Source organism: Moheibacter sp. (assembly GCF_049672845.1).
Lineage (GTDB): Bacteria > Bacteroidota > Bacteroidia > Flavobacteriales > Weeksellaceae > Moheibacter.
Genome location: NZ_JBATWT010000023.1, coordinates 401303 through 420031 on the forward strand (window position 1 = coordinate 401303; position 18729 = coordinate 420031).

Sequence of the window (18729 nt, forward strand, 5' to 3'; positions counted from 1 at the left end):
AAAAGCGAGTGCCGAGAGCCCGACCCCGTTGCGGTAAAATTTCAATTTGATCTAAAGTTTTGAATCGCAACGGGGTCACGCCCAATTAACGAATACCAAATTCGGTTAGATAATTCTTTGCAAATCTAAGGGATTTAAATCAATGAACACCATATTGAAGATACCAAATCCGATTAATAGTTTGAAAATCAGGTGTAATATTTTATAAGTTGTTTTGGAATGGGAATTCCAGAGCGGGAAAATGAGCAATAAATTGAGTCCTGCGCTGAAGAGAAAAAAATATTTCATATAGCCCGTCCCGCTGTCGCTCCACATAAAAATAGACCAGGTAGCGGTAAGAATCATCAGCAAAGTCAGGATTTTTTTTGTTTTCCGGTCACCATAAATGACGGGAATGGTGCTGTAATGATAAATGGCGTCGGCCGTGGAGGTGGTCAAATCTTTTAAAATGTCGGTTTCGAGCAGTAAAAGCAAAAGGAATCCGGCGTGGAAGAAGATGATGGTGGAAAAATTTTCGTAATAAAGAAAAAGGGCGAAAAACGGAAAAACCATCAGGATGACCGAATATAAATTATTGAACCAGACGAGTTTATTGACTTTGTGCGAATAAAACCAAACCATAAACTGATAAACCAAAAAGAAGACAGCGACCCTCCAAGAAACCAAAAAAGCGATGCCGAGTGCCAGAATATTCAATGCGAGGTAAACGTTCAATTTGAAGTTCTGAGAAACAAATCTTTCGACATAATTCTGTAAGGGACGGCTGATGGCGTCTTTTTCCAGATCGTAAAAATTATTGATGATGTATCCTGCTGCGGCACTCAATGCGGAGGCGATGATGATAAAGTTGAGATTTTTGTCGAGTAGGATTTGGAGGTGGTTTTTTCCTTCATTGAAGATAAAAAGACTGGCCATGTATTGTGCCAGAATGAGCATGGCAATATTGTATCCGCGAATTACTGTAAAGAGCGCCAGCGTTTTGACAAATAATTTTCGCGGGCTCAATGGACTCATGGATTATAAGATTGGATAACTTTTTCGGCAAACCAGCAACTGGCCGTAACGCTCAAATCATTTTCCTTGGCGTATTCCAATACTTTATACACCAGTTTTTTTCCATAACCGCGCCCTTCGAATTCTTTCAGGACATAGGTGTGGTTAATGGAAATGGCATTCGGATTTTTTTTTCTGAAGGTAACTTCTCCGATTTTTGTTTCGTCGTCATATAGATAAAATCCTCCTGAAAGGTCTTCTTCTTCAAAAATAAATCGTTCCATAAAATCAGAATTTGTAAATGATTTCAGTGTCGAAATCACGTAAATGTTTTTTTGCTTTTTCGTAATCTTTGGTGAATCCCAAGATGTATCCGCCACCGCCTGAACCACAAAGTTTCAGATAATAGGAATTGGTCTGGATTCCGTATTGCCAGGCATCGAGCAAACGTTGTGGAATCATAGGTTTGAAGTGCAAAAAGGCCCATGTTGAAAGTTTTTTCAGGTTACTGAACAAAGGGTTTACATCGCCTTTCACAAAAGCATCAATGCAGGCATTGTTATAGTTGATGAATTCTTCTTTCAATGTTTTGCGGAAACCTTCCTGTTTCAGTTTCTCAAAGAAAATCTGAACCATGGGAGCCGTTTCGCCGGGTGCGCCTGAGTTCACCAAGAAAATAGCGCCTTTTCCTTCTTTTTGCTCCGGAATTCCCACCGTTGAAATATCGGTTTTGGAATTAATCAGCAAAGGTAAGTTGAGGTAACAAATCAAAGGATCAATACCCGAACTTTTGCCGTGAAAGAAAGATTCCATTTTGGAGAACGTTTCTTTCAATTGTGCAATGATTTCTTTGGAGATTCCATCTTCCGTATCGATTTTGTTGAGCGCATAGCGTTCGTAAATCGCCGCTACCAAAGCGCCGGAGCTTCCTACGCCATATCCTTGAGGAATGGTGGAATCAAAATGCATTCCGGCCTCTAAATCGGATTTCATTTGTGTAAAATCAAATTCGTCCTGAAAATTTTCTTCCAGATAAACCGAGAATTTGCGGATGCTTTCGTTGGAAATTTTGCCTTTGGAATTTTTGTCGAAGGTCAAAGTTCCTTTGTAAGAATTATAAGGAATGGTCAATCCTTTGGAATCTTCGATGATACCGTATTCTCCAAACAATAGGATTTTTGCGTAGAACAATGGGTTTCTCATTGGCTTAATTTGCGTTACAAAGATACGAATTATTTGTTTCTCAAGCTTGTGAAAAGCAATTTATGTGCCAAGGGGATTTTGAAGAATGATTATGGCAATAACCAAAATCTCCATCCCAACCAGTATTTTTTATAATTTTCTCGAAAGGACTTTAGCTCATAATTTGAAAGACCAAACTCTAAAAGATAATGTCTGAATTCAATTTCAGATGAAAATAAAATAAGTTTATTATTTTTTAAGTTCCAGAAAAAATATGGAGGTGGTATGTCGACAGGACTGCTATCTGTTTCACCAATAATGAAATGTTTTTGTTTAGAAAAGTTTTTTACTGGAAGACTTCCATAATTATATTCATTCGATTCAATATAGGCTTAGGTTCCGTTAATTTCGGATACTTCTTTACCATATCCCACCGGAATTCTAGCATAATCACCTAGGCCATGATTTCCCCAATAAGAAAACATATAAGTAAAAAGTGAAACTGAAATTAAAAATCCAAATACAACCCAAGTTTTAAATTTACTGTTTAAAATTTTTGTCAGAAATTCATTTGACATTCTTTTATTTAAGAATGATAAAATGCTTACCAAAATTATTGCATATGCTGAACTCAATATAGCAATTTTAAGTAATTCAAACACAAAATGAAATATTGCTTCCATATCAAATTTTAAGGTGACTTCACTTCTATCAATGTGGAATTCGTTTCCGGAATGATTTTGTAGGAATCAATTTCTGCCGGCATCAACAAAGTCTGGTGTTTTTCCAATTGGGTTCCGCCGTTTTGGGTTTGAAATTTACAACTTCCTTCGGTACAAATATAAATCCGCATTTCGTCATTTTCTGTGATGGAAACTTCTTGGTTTCCGGTAAAAATTTCCGTTGTGAAATAAGGCGATTTGATTAATGCATTCAATTGGTTATCAGTTGAATCGTATTTTGTTTTGATTTCTTCAATCGGATTAAAATCAATAGCATTCAGTGCTAAATTAGTATGGAGTTCGCGCTTTTTACCGTCTTTATCAATTCGATTGTAATCATAAATCCGATAGGTAACATCTGAAGTCTGCTGGATTTCTGCCAATACAATTCCCGCTCCGATGGCATGAACTCTTCCTGCCGGAATATAAACCGCATCGCCTTTCTCAACTGGAATTTTGCCCAATATTTCTTCCAAAGTTTCAGTTTTCAAATGCTTTTCGTAATCCGATTTTCCAATTCCTTCTTTAAATCCGATTATTAATTCTGAATCTTTTTCGGCCTCCATGATGTACCACATTTCCGATTTTCCAAAGGAATTATGCAATTTCTTGGCTTGTTCATCATTGGGATGAACTTGAACCGAAAGCGGTTGGGCAGCATCGATGAATTTTATCAGCAATGGAAATTCATTTCCGAATTTTTTCCAAACTTTCTTTCCAACTAATTTTTCTTGATAAATTTCGATGAGTTCCTGCAAATTTTTTCCGGTCAATACACCGTTTTCAACGATGCTTATGTTTTCCGCAACCCCCGAAATGCTCCATATTTCGCCTAAATTATCCATTTGAAGTTCCGCCGAAACAGCCTGATTGAGTTTGTTTCCACCCCAAATTCGGTAGTGTGCAATGGGTCTGAATTTTAATGGGTATAAATTCATGGCTGGATAAATTTAGAGTTCAACAAGGCATTTTCCAGTGCAAATCCGTCTTCGTCGTTGTCGTACAAGATCATAAGATTGAATTCTCTGTCATCAATTTCAGCAATGTAAACACTCGCCATAAAGCGCTCTTCATTGTGGGGATCTAATACATCGGAATGAATCACAAAAAATGAAACTCCATCAATTTCTATTTTGTCAAGGTAGACATCGGCTTCCAGATTTTCATTTCGGAAGTTGTTTTTCATGGAATTCAACAAAGAATTTGCATAAACGCCTGCCGTCATGGATTTGAGATTGAAATTGGAATAAGTCGTGACACTCATGATATTCATTTCAGGCGAATTTGGTTTGGAGACTTCCAAAAAAAATGCCGAATCTCCTTCAAATTCAGAACTTTCGACTACGTCATTCCGAACGAAATTTTCGGGCAGTTCAAATTCCCAAAGCGTGGAATTTATCTCAAACTTTTCTTGGCTAAAAGTCTGAAAACAGCTGAATACGAAAGTAAATGCGAAGAATATTTTTCGGTTAATCATAAATTTATTTCCTGAATAAAATAAGCGGCTAATTTAGCGGTTCTATTGTCCTGATCAAAGTTAGGATTGAGTTCAACAACATCAAATAATTTAAGTTTTTTAGTTTGAACGACTTTTTGAATGATGGATTTTACCTGAAAAGGAGTCAATCCATTGACCGAAGGAGCGCTCACGCCTGGTGCAAATGCTCCGTCAAGTACATCCAGATCGAGACTTAAGTAAATGGCATCAAATTCTTTTGCGAAATCTTCTATGCGACGTAAAACATGATTTAGGTCGATATGAACTTCATCGGCGCGAATGATTTCTGTGTTTAATTCATTTGCCCTTTTGAACAAGGCTTGGGTATTTCCATTTTCCTGAATTCCGATGGTGAAATAATGAAATTCACGTCCGATTTCGGCAGAAAAATGCGCCATTTCAAAAAAGGGCGTTCCTGATGTGCTATTTTCCACCGGAATTCGCAAATCAAAATGCGCATCGATATTGATAATTCCGATTTTTTCAAATTTTTGCGTCAGACCTAAATAATTCCCCAGTGCCGTTTCATGTCCACCACCCAAAACAATGGGTAAATAATGGTGTTTTAAAAGGTCGGAAACGCATTCTATTTGAAGTTTTCGTGCGGCTTCCAAATCATCGTTTTCCAATAAAATGTCTCCAAAATCAAATATTTTTTTTTGTTTTTCTTTGTCAAAGGGAAGATTGGCCAATGCTTTTCGGATTTGATCGGGAGCCTCTTTGGCACCGATTCTTCCTTTGTTTCTTCGGACTCCTTCGTCAGAACAAAATCCAAGCAATGCGATTTTTTCGTCAGAATTTGCACTTAGTTCAGAAAATATACCTGTTTTAACTACTTGGTGCCATCGAAGCCCCAATTCGCCGTCTTCGTCGTCCAGCCTTCCGCTCCAAATATTTTTATCGGGAAACTTTAACATAATTATTTAAATTTTGGAATGCTCCATTTGTAGTAAACCGCCAACAATCGGATGGTGATAATCAATGCCCCCGAAATGATGAAATTGAGGGTTCTATGTACATCAAAACTATACAAAATCAAAAACAAAATCGCTCCTGCCAGACAGGCCGTAGCATAAATTTCTTTTCGGAAAATCACCGGTGTTTCGTTGGTGAGTGTATCGCGAATCACACCGCCCATCACGGCAGAAAACATGCCCATGATGGCCGCAATTACCGGATGAAAGCCGAGTTCGATGGTTTTTTCTGTTCCAAGAACCGTGAAAAGTGCAATTCCCATGGTATCAAAAAGCGATAATTCTCTTCGGTATTTGTCGAGTGAATTATAGGAAAACCGCATAATCAGAATTCCGGTGATGATGGCGTAAATGAAATTTACATCATTGACCCAAACGAGCGGATAGCTTCCCAACAACATATCGCGCAGACTACCGCCACCGATCGCGGTGATAAATCCAACAAAAGTTACTCCAAACCAATCTTTCCCCGAATTGTGGTCAGCCGCTAAAGCTCCCGATATTGCAAATACCACGGTTCCAAGGATTTCAAAAATATACTGAATGGCCATAATCAGCAGTAAAATTCGAATGTAAAAGTAAAGAAAGAAAACGAAACCTGATTTTCTAAAAGGTTTTTTCTATTTTTAAATTTTTTATATCTGATTATGAATTCTGCAGCGATAGCTTTTTACAATACCGAGAATTTTTTTGATACGATTGATGATCCTGAAAAATACGAAAACGAATATACGCCCGAGGGAAGTCGGAAATGGACGCAAAAACGATACGAGAACAAAGTTTGGAAAATCAGCAGTGTTATCAGTGAAATCGGGATGAAGGAAACCGGAGCGCCACCATTGTTCATCGGTTTGGCTGAAATTGAAAACGATACGGTTTTGAAAGATTTGATCAATTCGGAGCATCTGGCAGAATACAATTATGATTTTATTCATTTTGATTCGCTGGACGAAAGAGGAATTGACAATGCACTTTTGTACAGAAAAGATTTGATTCAAGAGATAAAATCAGAACCCATTCGGCTTACATACCTCAAACCGCCCGATTTTTTAGCAACTGATTTTTCAAGGGACATACTTTACACAAAATTTCAGGCAGGGAATCAGCAGCTTCATGTTTTTGTGGTTCATCTTCCTTCGCGTAGAGATGTTGATGTAAACCGAGAGTTTAGAAATAATTTTCTGGCTGAAATCAGAATGAAAGTAAATGAAATTCTGGTGGTCAATCCGGATGCTCAGATTTTGGTAATGGGTGATTTCAACGGAAATCCGAACGATGTGGATGCTCAGGAAATTTTGAAAACGACTTTGGACAAAGAGTTTTATAATGACGAATTGTTTAATCCAATGCTGGGAATGCTTTATAAAACGGGAAGTCTGAAGCACGAAGGAAGGTGGATTTTGTTTGACCAGTTATTATTTTCGAAATCTTTTTTGGGAGAAAAAGAAGGTAATTTCCGTTTTCAATCGGCGCATATTTACAATGACCATTCTGTGCAAGAATGGAATAGGAGGTTTAAAGGTTCACCATTCCGAACTTATGCCGGCACAAAATACCTTGGCGGATATAGTGATCATTTTCCCGTTTATGCCATTTTAAATTATTAATTTTGGGGGCTAAAATTAACTTAAAATGAAGTTAGGAGATTATTTAGATTCAACTTATTTAAAAACATCCAAACAAAGCGGTCTTTCTGATTCACAGACACTTGAAGAAGTGCATAAATTGACTCGTGAAGCAATTGAGAACGATTTCTTTGCGGTTATGGTTCGCCCTGATTATCTTCATTCGCTGCGTATGTTGATCAATGAATTGAAATCTGATGTAAAACTAGGAACAGTTATAGATTTCCCGGAAGGAAATGGTGGGCTGAACGCCAAAATTTTTGAAGCACAGAAGGCAATTGCAGATGGTGCTGATGAACTTGATTTTGTAGTAGATTATCGGGCATATAAAACTGGAAATCTTGAAAAAGTTTCGGAAGAAATCGAAACCTGTTCTAGAATTTGTCTGAAAAATGAAAAAATTGTCAAATGGATTATTGAAACTGTAGCTTTGACTGATGAGGAAATAATAGGGCTTACAAGTTTGATCCGTGAGATAGTTGAAAATAAATTGTCGGAATATCCTTCTGAAAATGTATTTGTGAAATCTTCAACCGGATTTTTTGAAACGCCCAATGGCGAACCCAATGGTGCCAATGAGCATGTCATTGGATTGATGGTGAAAAACGCAGGTTCTTTATCGGTGAAAGCTTCGGGTGGAGTTCGAACAAAAGAAGAGGCCGAGAAAATGATTGAATTGGGTGTGAAAAGAATTGGAACTTCCTCAGCCAAGCAAATTGTTTCAGGAAAGATTGGAGAAGGCGGTTATTGATACAATACTTTTTTCTAATTTGCGTTGATTTTAATTGAAGTTATTTCTCTAATTTTATCAAAAATTATAAAATGAATAAATATTTTTTGCTCTCGTTTCTGTTGCTGGGATTTTTCTGGAGTTGTTCAGACAGCGAGTTGATTACTCCAGGCGATGAGTTTTCCATACCCACTGAAGCAGGAACTTATACTATGGAACTTAACGGAGTTTTTACAGATTTCAGTGATATAACATCTGCCACTTCTTCGGCTGAAAACAGTCAGGTCAGAGGTCAGAATGCTTCCAATCAATCTAGTGTAATTACCATACAGGAAGCATTGTCGGTCGGTGTTTTCACTCAGGAACAAGGAGCTACAATTATAATCAATCTTGGAACTTCAGGCGTATTTACCAATGTTGATGCAAATAATCAATTATTGCCGTTTAATGTGACCATTACTTCCGTTAATTCAGCTCAGGGACTTGTTACCGGTGTTTTTTCCGGGACAGTTTACAACCCGGTATCAGATGAAACGCGTACTTTGACCAACGGTAAATTTGTGCAGATTCAGTTTCAGCCGACACCTCAGTCTGATGCCTTGCTAAAGGCAAATTTCAACGATACGGCTTTTGATTTCAGTAATGGTGCAAATGCAATGGGAATTCAGACTGCAGCGGTAATTCAGGGAGAAAACATAGATCAGATTCAGACTTTATCTATTACTGTTCCGGGCGGAATAGGAATTGGTAGTTATACAGAAGAAAACAATGTGATTTTCCAAGTAAATCTGGGAACTTCAAACAATCCTACTGATGTCTACACAAACTACAATGCTGTTACGGATACATATCTCCCCGTAACACTAAATATTACAGCGGTAACGACGGGAGAAAATGCGAGAGTATTGGGAACTTTCAGCGGCACCATTACCAAATTTACAAATGGTGTTCCGGGTGAAGAAATTACAGTTTCTCAGGGACAAATAAATGTTCCCGTGGTAATTCCTTAAGTTTAAATGAAAATAAATTAAGATAGAAAGGACGACTTTGGGGTCGTCCTTTTTTATCGGGTAAAATTATTTAGAATTAATTCTGAAGTGTAAATTATTTTTTCTTTTCCAGAGAAGTTTCTGCGGTCGAAGGTTCGTCACATCCGCAACCTTTGGCACAGGATTTTTTGGAACCCAACGAATCCCTTGTCATTTTTATGATGTAGGCAATCGCAACTACAAATACGATAGCGATAAATAAATATTGAATAATGGTCCAGAACATACTGCAAAGTTAAGTTATTTCAAAAACTGATAAGCAATCAGCGCCGCAAAATACGCCAGGCCGGTCATGAAAATCATTTGAATAAACGTCCATTTCCATGAATCGGTTTCTTTTCTTACAATCGCAATTGTTGCCATACATTGCATAGCAAAGGCATAGAAAAGCAAAAGTGAAATTCCCGAAGCAAAATTATAGGAAGACTCTCCTGTATTGGGATTTACCTCTTTTGCCATCCGTTCTCTGATGGTTAGTTCGTCGTCGGTTTCGCCCAGTGAATAAACCGTGGCCATGGTACTTACGAAAACTTCTCTTGCCGCAAAAGATGAAATCAGCCCGATTCCCATTTTCCAGTCATAACCCAATGGCTTTATCACGGGTTCAATCGCTTGTCCCATATACCCTAGGAAAGAATATTCGAGTTTATAAGCCGTTATTTCGTTTTTTAGTTCATCTTCGCTCAGACCGGGATTTTCTGTCATTACGATTTCTTCCGCATTATTGAATTTTTCTCCAACCCCAAAAGTTCCCAAAACCCAAAGAACGACACTCATGGCAAGAATGATTTTTCCTGCACCAATCAGGAATCCCGATGATTTCTCCCATACTGTCAACAGTACATTTCGCCAAACCGGCATTTTATAAGTCGGAAGTTCCAGAACCAAATAACTTTTGAATGAGGATTTTATAATTTTTTTCAAAACCCATGCACTTCCCAAAGCACCAAAAATTCCAAGTAGGTACATTCCAAAAAGTACAATGCCCTGAAGATTGAATCCTAAAAATTTCTGTTCGGGAATAATCAGCCCGATGATGACCACATAAATCGGTAGGCGGGCAGAACAAGTCATAAAAGGCGTTACCAAAATGGTAATCAGACGTTCTTTATCGTTTTCAATATTTCTAGCCGACATCACCGCTGGAATGGCACATGCGGCACCGGACATCAAAGGCACAGCGCTTTTTCCGCTTAAACCAAATGGTTTCAGCCACCGATCCATCAGATACACAACACGGCTCATATAGCCTGATTCTTCCATAATTGAAATGAAGAAAAAAAGAATCAGAATCTGCGGTATAAAAATCACGATTCCACCGATTCCGGCGATGATTCCGTCGGTGAGCAAACCGTTGATAGGACCGTCAGGGAGCCAAGTGCCCACCTTTTTGGAAATCCAGAGAAACCCTTCTTCAATATAATCCATAAAAGGACCTGACCAGGCAAAAATCGCTTGAAAAATCAACAGTAAAAGGGCAAAGAAAATCAGATAGCCCAAAACCGGGTGAATCAGAATTTTGTCCAGTTTTTCGGTAAATGAAGTCTTTTCAGGTTTTGCTTGTGTCACTGTTTTATCGAGAATTTCATCGATGGTTTCGTATCGGCTGAGAATTTCTTTTACCTGAAGTCTTCTCGAAATGATTTTATGTTCCGTTTTTAACTTTTCAATCTCAGATTTTTGTTGTTCGCTCAGGTGTTTTAGGCCTTTCTGGCTGAGGTATTGCCAGTTTTGGTAATCGTTTTGGACACCCGAAATCTCCTTGATTTTTTCCAAGGATTGAACGAATTCGCGTGGCGTTTCAAAATATTTAAATTCGTCAGAAATCACAAATTCCAACGCATCTTTCAACTCCCTGATTCCTTTTCCGCTTCGCGCATCGGTCTGAATAATTTGGGTCTGAAGTTTTTCTTCTAATTTTTTAATGTTGATTTTAATACCGAGTTTCTCGGATTCATCCATCATATTTATCACCAAAATGCCCGGAATTCCCAAATCCCGAACTTGTTGGAACAGCAAAATGGCTCTTTTCAAAGTTCCGGGTTCGGCTACTACAACGGCAAGAGACGGATGTTGAGGATGATTGGGATTGGTGAGAATGTCGGTTACCACTTGTTCGTCTAGGGAATTGGCGTAAATGCCATACGTGCCCGGTAAGTCGGTTATTTCATATTTGATTTCGTTATGGGAAAAAAAACCTGATTTTTTCTCGACAGTCATTCCCGGATAATTCCCGATTTTCTGCCTGAGCCCTGTCAGCAAATTAAACAAAGTGGATTTTCCCACATTTGGATTCCCAATTAAGGCAATTTTCTTTGGATTCATAGGAATTTATCGATTAATATGGAACGTGCTTCTGTATTGCGCAGCGCAATCATATTGGAAGATTCCAAAAGCTGAATACAAACGGGACCGCCAAAAGGGAGGCGTTTTTTTAAAGTTACAAAAGAACCGGGAATCAATCCCAGCTCATAAAATTTCATAGGAACTTCTTCCGAAGAAAAACCGGAAATTCTTCCCGAATCGCCCGGTTTCAAATCAAAAATCGTTTGTATGCTTTTCATCCGTTTTCTTTATCGTAATTTTGCAAATATATTTAATTAAATTAAATCTAAATAAGCGTGATAATGGTCAGGGATTATTTCCTGAAACCGCATTATATTTCGGAATAAAACTAAAAAGATGAAACAACTTGTATTGATTTTCGGGACTTTGTACGGCGCCACTTCTGTGATTTTAGGAGCTTTTGGCGCGCATGCTTTCAAGAAGATTCTGCCTGCAGAAAAACTGATGAGTTTTGAAACCGGCGTTAAGTATCAGATGTATCACGCATTGCTTTTGGTGGGAATCGGTTTGTTCCTCGAATTCCAGTCGGGATTGGAGAAAGGAGCTGCCTGGAGTATAATTCTGGGAACTTTTATTTTTTCGGTAAGTATTTACTTTTTATCCTTTGCCGACCATTGGGGCATCAACCTGAAATGGTTAGGTCCCATCACGCCGATTGGTGGATTGCTGATGATTGTGGGTTGGTTTCTTTTGCTATTTTATTTCCTGAAAAGAAATTAATTTTCAAATCGAATTCTCCAAAATATATTTTTCAGTCTCAACTTCATTGAGCCAACCTTCTATTTCAAGGGAGTCTGAATCATAATTCGTAAGCCAGATTTCCATGATTTGGATAACGCTAGGGTATTTTGATTTTAACTCATTCAGCGTTTTTACTTTCAAAACATTTAGCTGTTCATCCGCCGGAACGGCTATGATCTTATAATCCAATTCTCCGTTGTCCATTAACTTGATTGTTCCCAATATAATCACCTGAATTATAGTTCCCTGCGGAACAGATTCGCTCAAAACAATGATGTCCAAAGGATCGCCGTCGCCACCTTTTGTTTCTGCTGAGAGTGTAGAAGGAATAAATCCGTAGTTGCCAAAATAGGGCAGATACTGAATGATGCGGTCTTTACCGTTGCGCTGATCAATTTCGTAAGTAATTGTTTCAGCATCAAATTCATATTTGGTATTGGTTCCGGCCGGAATTTCAATTACCGCATGGTAAAATCCGTCTTCCGATTTCATGGGATAAGTTTCCACATTTTTACTTTCGCAAGAAATCAGAATGATAAATAAAAAAAGAATGGAGATAAATTTCATACGCAGGATTTTGCTTCTGTAAATTTACATAAATCTTTATTTCTGATGAATTTCTAAGTTCGGCTCATTTCCATATGCGGTAGATTGTCTTCCAAATATTCTTCTGAAGTCTGCACAAATCCATACTGAGCATAAAAATTTTTCAAATACGACTGCGCACTGATTTTGATGGAATTGGTTTTGAAATGGTTTTCGATGATTTGAATGGCGTGTCTCATCAGGCTATGTCCGAGTTTTAAATGTCGGAATTCGGGATGGCTGACTACGCGACCGATAGAGGGTTCTTCATAGGAAACGCCCGGCGGAACGATGCGGCAATACGCGAGAATTTTCCCGTCCGCTTCACACCACAAATGCGAACATTTCACATCCTTTCCGTCCACTTCGTTGTAAACGCAATTTTGTTCCACCACAAAAACCATCATCCGAAGGTGGAAAATAGCATAAAGCTCCTGTGGATTTAACTCGTCAAATTCTTTATAGTGCCAAGTGAGGTTCATTTACTCCAATTTAGAATACCTTGCCAGCATTCGTTCAAACATTCTTTGTCCGATGACCCTTTTCAGGGTTACCGAAAATTTCTGAATTCCTTTCCCGATGTTGTAATGCGGTTTCAGGTTTTTCTTGTTCATCAGTCTTTCAATGATGGGGATTAATTTTTCAGGCGTTAATCCGTGATCTACTTCTTCGTCGATGATTTGCACCAGTTTTTCATAACTTTTTTTGTAAAAAGGCGAAACCGTGCTTTGGATCCGGCTTTCGGCAATCGGTGTTTTGATGTCGCCAAAGTTTACGGTTATAATTTCAATTCCCATATTCAGATTTTCCAAACGAGCCGACTCGGTAATCCGGTCAATGGCACTTTTGGAAGCCGAATAATAGCCACGGAACGGTAATCCGTGGTTACTTGCTATGGAAGAAACGTTTAAAATATGCCCCGATTTTTGTCCGCGCATAAGTGGCAAAACGGCCTGCATCATATAAATCACACCATAAATATTGACGTTGATCAATTTGTCGAAATCTTCTTTGGTCACGTCTTCAATAGCGCCGAGCATTCCCACTCCGGCATTGTTGATCAGCACGTCAATTCGTCCGGCTTCGTTGATGATTTGTTGCACCGATTGCAAAACGTTTTCCTTGTTTGTAACATCGGTGGCGATATGTTGAAATCGGCCTTTTTCTTTTCTGGAACGGGAAAGCCCGTAAACTGTATGTCCTTTATCGACGAAATGATTGGCAAGCGTTTCTCCGATTCCGGAAGAGCTACCCGTGATGACGATTACTTTTTTGTTCATTTTAAAATGGATGTGAAGATCGGTTGTCTGTTAGTGTGACTATAAAAATTGATTGAGAGTCGAAGTTTCTTTTTGCGGTAGCAGACCAAATAATTTTCATTTCTTTTTGGACTTGATATATTGAGACATTTCTTCCATAACGAAATCCTGCGTGTAAGTTTTTCCGTCTTTAATGTCTTGCATACCTTGCTCAATGGATTTTTTCTGGTTCGAGTCCAAAGAGTCGTACCAATCTTTATCTTTTTTGTAAAGAAGAAAATCAATATATTCAGAAAGTTCTTCCATCAGGAAATCAGGAAGTTGACTTATTTTTTCTTTTATTTCTTTATGAATAATTGTTTCCATAAACCATTATTTAATTCAAACAAAATTACGAAAATAAAGCTCATTTCAATTTAAAAATCACAATTGTATAATTTTCAAAAATAGCTTTTTGCTTTAAAACAACTTCAGACTGAAACTCATTCCAATCCGACTCATAAAACTTTTCTTTGGTAATAATCGTAGCATCGGGATTTTCTTTTACAAAATTTAAAACCTGCTCTTTATTGTCTGCAAAAGGAAAAATCCGCTGGAAATTAAACAAAAAAGCCGGATCGTATCCTTTGTATAAAATAGTCGGAGAATCCTGACTGATAATGCCTTTGGAAAGCGTAACCGGACTTTGTGAGACAATCGCCGGATACACAAATTGGAACAATTGCAAAGTTAACAACATTGCACTCAGTCCAATTGCAATGATGCTTTCCTTGAGTTTTCCACGATATAAATAAAAAAGTCCCAGAAAAGTTCCGCAAGGTAAAATCGCCAGCATAATGCTTGAAAATCTGGTGCTGTAAAGTTGAGGTTCGGCATAAGCCAATGCAATATAACCCGCAATCGGCATCAAAATCGTGATGACTAGCAAAACCCAAAGACTGATTTTAAAACCTTTCAAAGGAATTGATTTTCTGATAATTCCATCGAAATAAACCGCAATCAAGACAGCTATGAAAGCATAAGAGGGCATCGGATAATTGGGAAGTTTGGTCATCGAAATGCTGAAAAATCCCACAAAAACCGTTGAGACAATGAATGAAAATAAAATGAAATCATTGGTTTTTCTCTGCTTCCAACCCTGAATAAATCCCTGAATGATAAAAAAGGAAAAAGGCAATAAGCCCAATAAAACGAAAGCCCAAGTGACGAAAGGCAATCCGCCGTGGCCTTCCATTTCTCCGCTGAATCTTTGAATGTTGTGCTGAAGAAAAAAACCTTCGGTATAAGCACCGTTTGTGGTTTTATGAACCAAATAAAACCAAGGAACTGAGATGGCCAAAGTTAAAATTCCACCTAAAAAAGGATTGATTTTTTTGATGGTTTGCCAATTGAAATCTTTTTTCATCAAAAGGAAAATCAGAACGATCAATCCCGGTAAAGCAATTGCCACCGGCCCTTTTGACAGAACGCCCAATCCCAGCGAAATATAAAAAAGTAACCAACTACTTTTCTTTTGGTTTTTATAAAAATCGTAAAAGATGAATAATGCAAATGTGATAAAGAAAATCAGGTAAGGATCGGGAACGGCCAGGTGAAATTCCTGCATAAAAAATATGGCTGCGCAAAGCACGAAAACTGTAATCGCGGCAATTCTTTTATGGATGAATTTCTTGGTGAAATGATAAGTTGAAATGATGGTAAGAACGCCAAAAAATGCTGAGAAAAACCTTGCGGCAAATGCGCTGACGCCAAATAATTTGTAAGCAATCATCATAAACCAATAATGAAGCGGTGGTTTGTCGGTGCGTAATTCTCCATTAAAAGTCGGAACGATCCAGTTATTCGCAACAAACATTTCACGTGCTGCTTCGGCGTTTTTGGCTTCGTCCAAAATGTAAATCGGATGAGTTCCCAGATTGGCGAAGCATAAAAATCCACCCGCAATTAAAATCAGGACGTAATAGAAATATTCGTTTTGGGAATACGGGTTCATTGATTTTATTTATATTCGCTTTGGTATTTGCTTCTGGCGAAATTAAGAATTAAAAATGATTCAAAATCCGGTTTCTGAAAAGTTATCAGTAGTTGTTCCCGTTTACAACGAAGAGGAAAATGTAGGGCTTTTAGTTAGCCGAATTGAAAATGCCTTGGCAGGAAAATTTTTTGAAATCATTTTGGTGGATGATGGTTCAACTGATCTTACACGACAGGAAATTAAAAAGCTTAATAATCCGAAGGTCGCCTTGGTCGAACTGAAAAAAAATTACGGCCAAAGCCTAGCGTTGGCTGCGGGAATTGACTATGCTTCAGGTGATTACATAATCACAATGGATGGTGATTTGCAAAATGATCCAGATGATGTTTTGATGATGTACAATAAAGCTAAATCAGAAGATTGGGATGTGGTGACTGGGATTCGGCAGAAAAGACAAGATAATCTTGTACGAACTTTTCCTTCCAAAATTGCCAATTGGATCATCAGAAAAACCACAAAACTTGACATCAAAGATCATGGCTGCGCGCTGAAAGTCTTCAACCGCGAAACCGCAAAAAGCCTGAATTTATATGGTGAAATGCATCGGTACATTACGTTGTTGGCATTTTTGAATGGTGCGAGAATTACAGAAGTAAATGTCAAACACCATCAACGACAGTTCGGGAAATCAAAATATGGTTTGGGAAGAACAACCAAAGTGGTTAACGATTTGATTTTGTTGCTTTTCCAGCGAAAATATCTGCAGAGGCCGATTCACCTTTTTGGAAATATAGGCGCACTTTCCTTTACCATTGGCGGACTGATTTTACTGTATTTGATAATTGTTAAAATAGGATTTGGAGAAGATATCGGAAACCGGCCTTTGTTGATTTTGGGTATTATGCTGTTGTTTGTGGGGGTTCAGTTTTTTACCACGGGAATTATCATAGATTTGCAGATGCGGACTTATTTTGAATCTCAGCAAAAACGTCCGTACAACATCAGAAAAATTTTTATCGGTGAAACCGAAACTCAAAAAGCAGTTCGTTACAACAATTAAAATCCTTGTAAGTCTTGGATTGATAGCCTTGGTTTTCAGTAAACTGGACTGGTCGGGCGTCAGATTAATTCTGAAATCAGCCAATCCTATTTATTTTGCAGGAGCTGTTATCTTTTTTCTTATTTCTCAGTTAATTTCCATTTTTAGATTTAATATTTTCATGCGAAAAGTAGGAGTTCGGCTGAGTTTTGAGGCCAATTCCAAATTGTATTTATTGGGTATGTTTTATAATTTTTTCCTTCCGGGAGGCGTTGGAGGAGATGCATACAAAGCTTTTGCATTGAGCAAATCGCATAAAAAATCACTTAAAAAAATAGGGCAAGTAGTTTTTGTGGAAAGATTTCTGGGAATTGTCGCAATCGGATTCGTATTAGGTCTGCTGATTCTTTTTCTCAAAACCGAATATTCCTATTTCTGGAACCTCGGAATTGCATTTTGTGGAATTATTTCAACAATTATTATTCTGAAATTAATTATCCGCTTCCTTCATACCTATAAAAAGCGAGTTTACATTGGTTTTTTTTACTCTGTCCTAATTCAAATTGCACAATTAATCTGTATTTTTTGTATTCTAAAATCATTTGGAATTGATGATAATTATCTGATTTACATATTGTTGTTTTTGACATCAAGTATTCTTTCTGTAATTTCTTTTGCCGGATTAGGGATCAGAGAAGCCGTGTTTTTCTATGGGGCACATTTGTTTAATTTCGATCCGGATATTTCGGCAACGGTAGCATTGGCTTTCTCAATTATTACGGCGATTGTTTCGTTTGTGGGGATTATTTATCTTTTTAAACCGATAAAAATGAAGAAATAATTCAGCCTATTAAGAATCACGGAAACTTGAGATTTTATTTTTTTTTTGATTTTTTTTCATTCCTCACGCAACCTTTTCATTTTTATTCATCTATTAATTAAATCAAGAAATCCTTCATTTAAATTGGATAATTGTTTTGATTAGTTTTTCGCTTTTTGCTACCCTTTATTAGAAAGTTGCTTCTTCCCAAATACGGAGCAACTTTTTTTTATGAATTATTTTGAAATCTTTCTCACATTTGCGTGATGAAATTTCTCTCAAATAAATGGGTTTTATTGGCGGTCTTATCGCTCACTTGGGGCAGTTCTTTTATACTCATAAAACAAAGTCTGGTGGCTTATTCGCCCATGGAAGTTGGAGCGCTTCGCCTTACCATAGCGGGTTTGGTGCTTGTCGGATTTGGAGTGAGAAATTTTAAACACATCCCTAAAAAGCTTATGCCATGGGTAATTGTGGGCGGATGTATGGGTAATTTTATCCCAATGTTTTTGTTTCCGATTGCGCAGCAAAAAGTCAGTAGTTCTATGGCGGGAATATTGGATTCCCTTGTCCCGATTTTTGTATTGATTTTTGGGTATTTGCTGTTTGGGATCAAAAGTCGAGGAACTCAGGTTTTGGGTGCGTTGGTCGGGTTTGCAGGTGCGGCAATTCTCATCAGCGATGATGGAAACGGTGCGTCCAGTGATTTGTTTAATTCGCTTTTAATCGTTTTGGCCACTATTTTATATGGTATGAACGGACTGATAGTCAGTCGTTATTTGTCCGGAATTCCTTCCTTTAAACTTTCTTCTGTAGTTTTCAGTATTTGGTTGGCGCCGGCGCTGATTATATTGGGAACTACCGGTTTTTTTACAAAATTTCAGGGAACTCCCGAACAGCTAAAAGGACTGGGGTTTGTAGCTATTTTAGGTTTATTCGGTACGGCTCTCGCTATGATTTTATTTTATAAACTGATTCAGCAGACGTCTGCGATTTTTGCCTCTGTAGTAACCTATTTAATGCCTGTCGTTGCGGTTTTTTGGGGAATTCTTGATGGCGAAAAATTGGCTTTGGTTCATGTTTTTGGCGGTTTGTTGATTTTGTTTGGAGTTTATCTGATTCAGAAAAAGCCAAATCCAGTTAAACAAAAAGGGCACAATACTGCGCCCTCCGTATAAATTTATCAGGAAA

At 37.9% G+C, this 18729-nt stretch carries 23 protein-coding genes; 7 read left to right on the top strand and 16 right to left on the bottom strand.

Annotated features, from left to right (window positions below; genetic code table 11):
- Window positions 1-105: 105 nt before the first annotated feature.
- The 8 genes from WBF63_RS09485 to WBF63_RS09520 form a co-directional block, all read right to left on the bottom strand.
- Window positions 106-1014: a geranylgeranylglycerol-phosphate geranylgeranyltransferase gene (locus WBF63_RS09485; protein ID WP_424369473.1), complete on the bottom strand. Its 909-nt coding sequence runs from the start codon at window positions 1012-1014 to the stop codon at window positions 106-108.
- A complete protein-coding gene (locus tag WBF63_RS09490; RefSeq protein ID WP_424369474.1) occupies window positions 1011-1277 on the bottom strand; it encodes a GNAT family N-acetyltransferase in 267 nt (88 codons plus the stop codon). Before WBF63_RS09490 ends, WBF63_RS09485 begins: the two co-directional genes overlap by 4 nt.
- Window positions 1278-1281: 4 nt before the next feature.
- Complete coding sequence (locus WBF63_RS09495; protein ID WP_424369475.1) at window positions 1282-2196, bottom strand: mevalonate kinase family protein; 915 nt, start codon at window positions 2194-2196, stop codon at window positions 1282-1284.
- 371 nt (window positions 2197-2567) lie between these two features.
- Window positions 2568-2858: a hypothetical protein gene (locus WBF63_RS09500; protein ID WP_424369476.1), complete on the bottom strand. Its 291-nt coding sequence runs from the start codon at window positions 2856-2858 to the stop codon at window positions 2568-2570.
- 8 nt (window positions 2859-2866) lie between these two features.
- Complete coding sequence (locus WBF63_RS09505) at window positions 2867-3835, bottom strand: type I phosphomannose isomerase catalytic subunit (protein WP_424369477.1); 969 nt, start codon at window positions 3833-3835, stop codon at window positions 2867-2869.
- Window positions 3832-4374 carry a hypothetical protein gene (locus tag WBF63_RS09510; RefSeq protein ID WP_424369478.1) on the bottom strand — a complete coding sequence of 181 codons (543 nt, stop codon included), beginning with the start codon at window positions 4372-4374 and terminating at the stop codon, window positions 3832-3834. Before WBF63_RS09510 ends, WBF63_RS09505 begins: the two co-directional genes overlap by 4 nt.
- Window positions 4371-5312, bottom strand: a complete 942-nt coding sequence (hutG, locus tag WBF63_RS09515; RefSeq protein ID WP_424369479.1) for a formimidoylglutamase — start codon at window positions 5310-5312, stop codon at window positions 4371-4373. The genes WBF63_RS09510 and hutG overlap by 4 nt, the downstream gene beginning before the upstream one ends.
- Window positions 5313-5314: 2 nt before the next feature.
- Window positions 5315-5920: a trimeric intracellular cation channel family protein gene (locus WBF63_RS09520; RefSeq protein ID WP_424369480.1), complete on the bottom strand. Its 606-nt coding sequence runs from the start codon at window positions 5918-5920 to the stop codon at window positions 5315-5317.
- Window positions 5921-6016: 96 nt separating this feature from the next.
- On the opposite strand from WBF63_RS09520, the gene WBF63_RS09525 reads away from it, so the two are divergent.
- The 3 genes from WBF63_RS09525 (at window position 6017) to WBF63_RS09535 (ending at window position 8734) form a co-directional block, all read left to right on the top strand.
- The gene (locus tag WBF63_RS09525; RefSeq protein ID WP_424369481.1) at window positions 6017-6976 is read left to right on the top strand and encodes an endonuclease; all 960 of its coding nucleotides are present in this window, start codon (window positions 6017-6019) and stop codon (window positions 6974-6976) included.
- A 25-nt stretch (window positions 6977-7001) separates the two neighbouring features.
- Window positions 7002-7745, top strand: a complete 744-nt coding sequence (deoC, locus tag WBF63_RS09530) for a deoxyribose-phosphate aldolase (RefSeq protein ID WP_424369482.1) — start codon at window positions 7002-7004, stop codon at window positions 7743-7745.
- Window positions 7746-7816: 71 nt separating this feature from the next.
- Window positions 7817-8734, top strand: a complete 918-nt coding sequence (locus WBF63_RS09535; RefSeq protein WP_424369483.1) for a hypothetical protein — start codon at window positions 7817-7819, stop codon at window positions 8732-8734.
- Between the two features lie 94 nt (window positions 8735-8828).
- Here WBF63_RS09535 and WBF63_RS09540 read toward each other — a convergent pair whose 3' ends face one another.
- Genes WBF63_RS09540 through WBF63_RS09550 form a run of 3 tightly spaced genes read right to left on the bottom strand, consistent with a single transcriptional unit; the run spans window position 8829 to window position 11337 of the window.
- The gene (locus WBF63_RS09540) at window positions 8829-8999 is read right to left on the bottom strand and encodes a hypothetical protein (protein WP_424369484.1); all 171 of its coding nucleotides are present in this window, start codon (window positions 8997-8999) and stop codon (window positions 8829-8831) included.
- A 14-nt stretch (window positions 9000-9013) separates the two neighbouring features.
- Entirely contained in the window at window positions 9014-11098 is a 2085-nt protein-coding gene (gene feoB, locus WBF63_RS09545; RefSeq protein WP_424369485.1) for a ferrous iron transport protein B, read from the bottom strand.
- Window positions 11095-11337 carry a FeoA family protein gene (locus WBF63_RS09550; protein WP_424369486.1) on the bottom strand — a complete coding sequence of 81 codons (243 nt, stop codon included), beginning with the start codon at window positions 11335-11337 and terminating at the stop codon, window positions 11095-11097. Before WBF63_RS09550 ends, feoB begins: the two co-directional genes overlap by 4 nt.
- Window positions 11338-11455: 118 nt before the next feature.
- Here WBF63_RS09550 and WBF63_RS09555 point away from each other — a divergent pair, with 118 nt between their 5' ends.
- Entirely contained in the window at window positions 11456-11839 is a 384-nt protein-coding gene (locus WBF63_RS09555) for a DUF423 domain-containing protein (protein WP_424369487.1), read from the top strand.
- Window positions 11840-11842: 3 nt separating this feature from the next.
- Here WBF63_RS09555 and WBF63_RS09560 read toward each other — a convergent pair whose 3' ends face one another.
- From WBF63_RS09560 to WBF63_RS09580, 5 genes are all read right to left on the bottom strand, one after another.
- Window positions 11843-12427, bottom strand: coding sequence for an inorganic diphosphatase (locus WBF63_RS09560; RefSeq protein ID WP_424369488.1), 585 nt, complete (start codon window positions 12425-12427; stop codon window positions 11843-11845).
- A 53-nt stretch (window positions 12428-12480) separates the two neighbouring features.
- A complete protein-coding gene (locus WBF63_RS09565; RefSeq protein WP_424369489.1) occupies window positions 12481-12927 on the bottom strand; it encodes a GNAT family N-acetyltransferase in 447 nt (148 codons plus the stop codon).
- Window positions 12928-13725: an SDR family NAD(P)-dependent oxidoreductase gene (locus WBF63_RS09570; RefSeq protein WP_424369490.1), complete on the bottom strand. Its 798-nt coding sequence runs from the start codon at window positions 13723-13725 to the stop codon at window positions 12928-12930.
- A 96-nt stretch (window positions 13726-13821) separates the two neighbouring features.
- Entirely contained in the window at window positions 13822-14070 is a 249-nt protein-coding gene (locus WBF63_RS09575; RefSeq protein ID WP_424369491.1) for a hypothetical protein, read from the bottom strand.
- Window positions 14071-14110: 40 nt separating this feature from the next.
- Window positions 14111-15697 (bottom strand): ArnT family glycosyltransferase, encoded by a 1587-nt coding sequence (locus WBF63_RS09580; RefSeq protein WP_424369492.1) that lies wholly within the window; start codon window positions 15695-15697, stop codon window positions 14111-14113.
- A 55-nt stretch (window positions 15698-15752) separates the two neighbouring features.
- Here WBF63_RS09580 and WBF63_RS09585 point away from each other — a divergent pair, with 55 nt between their 5' ends.
- The 3 genes from WBF63_RS09585 to WBF63_RS09595 all read left to right on the top strand — a co-directional run bounded on the left by WBF63_RS09585 (window position 15753) and on the right by WBF63_RS09595 (window position 18716).
- The gene (locus WBF63_RS09585; RefSeq protein ID WP_424369493.1) at window positions 15753-16739 is read left to right on the top strand and encodes a glycosyltransferase family 2 protein; all 987 of its coding nucleotides are present in this window, start codon (window positions 15753-15755) and stop codon (window positions 16737-16739) included.
- The gene (locus WBF63_RS09590) at window positions 16699-17559 is read left to right on the top strand and encodes a lysylphosphatidylglycerol synthase transmembrane domain-containing protein (RefSeq protein WP_424369494.1); all 861 of its coding nucleotides are present in this window, start codon (window positions 16699-16701) and stop codon (window positions 17557-17559) included. Before WBF63_RS09585 ends, WBF63_RS09590 begins: the two co-directional genes overlap by 41 nt.
- A 245-nt stretch (window positions 17560-17804) precedes the next feature.
- On the top strand, window positions 17805-18716 hold the full coding sequence (locus tag WBF63_RS09595) for a DMT family transporter (RefSeq protein ID WP_424369495.1): 912 nt from the start codon (window positions 17805-17807) through the stop codon (window positions 18714-18716).
- The last annotated feature ends 13 nt before the right edge of the window (window positions 18717-18729 follow it).